General features: G+C 69.2%; 2 protein-coding genes. Both read right to left on the reverse strand.

Translation table 11 applies throughout. From position 1 onward, the window contains the following. On the reverse strand, positions 1–1,295 hold a 1,295-nt coding region (locus NON00_RS24485; RefSeq protein ID WP_256025416.1), incomplete at its 3' end, for a methyl-accepting chemotaxis protein. Between the two features lie 23 nt (positions 1,296–1,318). Continuing rightward, positions 1,319–1,792: a chemotaxis protein CheW gene (locus NON00_RS24490; protein ID WP_256025417.1), complete on the reverse strand. Its 474-nt coding sequence runs from the start codon at positions 1,790–1,792 to the stop codon at positions 1,319–1,321. Between the last annotated feature and the right edge of the window lie 147 nt (positions 1,793–1,939).

The raw sequence follows: 1,939 nt of genomic DNA on the forward strand, positions 1-1,939 counted from the left end.
TGCTTGATGTTCGCCGCCATCTGCTCCATCGAGGCGGAGGCTTCCTCGGTGGAGGAAGCCTGTTCCGTCGCGCCCTGGGACAATTCCTCAGCCGTGGCCGAGAGTTCCTGGCTGCCGGCGGAGACATTCTCGGCGGCGGCGACGGCATCGCCCACGATATCGCGCAGGCGGCTGACCATCTGGTTGATCTGCACCACCAGATCGCCGATTTCATCCTGGCTGCGCGGCGCCTCGGTGCGGGTGAGGTCGCCACCCGCCACGGCCTGGGTCAGCTCCGCCGCCTGCCGCAGGCCCCGGTTGATGGCGAGGGCCACGCCGAAGGCCGCGCCGATGCCGGCCAGGACCGACAGCAGCAGCACGCTGGCCAGCAGGGTGTTGGCCTCGTCGGCATTGCGCATGGCCTCGCCGCGCGCGGCATCAACGGAAGCCTGCAGGCTGGTATTGAAGATATCCAGAAGGCTGAGCAGTTGGTTCAGTGCCTGCCGGGCCTCGCCGATCGACAGTTCCGCGGCCCTGAGATTGCCGCCCTCGCCATTGATGGCGGTGATGCGGGTGACGAGGTCGAGCCAGCGATCCGTCGCGGACCAGAGATTGCGCGCCTGCGCGGCATCGGCGCCCAGGATGCGGCGCAGCTCGTCGCGCTGGCGGCGCACCGCCTCCATCCGGCTGGTGAGATCCTTCTGGGCTTCCGCCAGCTCGGCCAGGTTCTCGCTCATGATGATGTCGCGCAGGCCGATCGTCAGCGCGTAGCTGGCGTCATCGAGGGCCAGGGCGGCGAGGCGCGCTTCCTGGGTGGGCGCCTGGACCCGCAGCTCCGCCAGGATGGCGCGGGCCTCCCGCCTGGGCCCGACGGCCTCGTTCCGCAGCACGGCCCGGGCGCGGACATTCGAATTCAGCAGGGCATTGGCGATGATCCTGTCCTGCACGGCGGTGTAGCGCGCCAGCTGGCCCAGGATATCATCCAGAACGCGTTGCGCCGCGGCATCGCTCAGCCCGCGCAGCTGCTGGAGGAATTGCTGGCCCCTCTGCCGGTTTTCCATCATCGACGCGTGGAAGCGCTGGATCTCCGCCATGTCCGGCGTGAGGATCGCGTTCTTCTCGGCGCGCGAACTGTCGAGAATGGCGACGCGGATATCACCGACAAGCTGGATCTGCCGCGCCCGCACATCGGCGAAGGTCGCGAGCTCCGCCCGCATGGCCTGCTGGTTCCTGTAGGCCACGCCGCCCGCCACCAGGGACAGCGCCAGAACGACGGCGAAGCCCATACCCAGTTTCGTCTTCACCGAAAGCTTCATTTTGGCGCTCCGATCAGATGGCATCAGAAGGAGAAGGAAGACCCGGCCGCGAACATGCGATCGATATCGAGAAGAAGGACGAAGTCATCTCCCTGGCGGCCGATGCCAAGCAGGTGCTCGGACCGCCAGTTCCTGCCGAGGTCGGGCGGCGCCTCGAGGGTGGCGCTGTCCAGCGCGCGCACCTCGAAGACGCGGTCGACCATCAGCCCCAGCACGCGCGGCTGGCCCTGGCTGGCCACTTCCAGCACCAGGATGCGGGTATGCTCGGTGCAGCCGCTGCTGGCCATGCCAAGGCAGGCGCGCAGATCCATCACGGGCACGCTGCGGCCGCGCACATCGATCAGCCCCAGCACATGCATCGGCGCTTCCGGCAGCCGGGTGATGCGCCGGCTGTCCAGGATCTCGCGCACGAGGTTCACCGGGACGGCGAAGACCTCGCCATCAAGCCCCAGCGTGACGAATTGCCCCTCGGGGATGGCCGGCGCGGCGCTGCTCATGGCTCAGTACCGCTCGAACTCGCCATCGCGCGCATCGGGCCCGCCGGTCATGTCGAGATCGACACCCTGGCTGCTCTGCGGGCGGGGGCGGGGTGTGGCGCCGCCCGGGCCGGGGCGGCCGGCCGGGCGCTTGGCGGGGGCGGGGCG

Origin of the sequence: Roseomonas sp. GC11, from assembly GCF_024437745.1 — a bacterium.
Classification (GTDB): domain Bacteria; phylum Pseudomonadota; class Alphaproteobacteria; order Acetobacterales; family Acetobacteraceae; genus Pseudoroseomonas.

What these genes read in the sequence shown, in the direction of transcription:
- NON00_RS24490 (WP_256025417.1), bottom strand. Translation starts at nt 1,792, where the DNA reads ATGAGCAGCGCCGCGCCGGCCATCCCCGAGGGGCAATTCGTCACGCTG.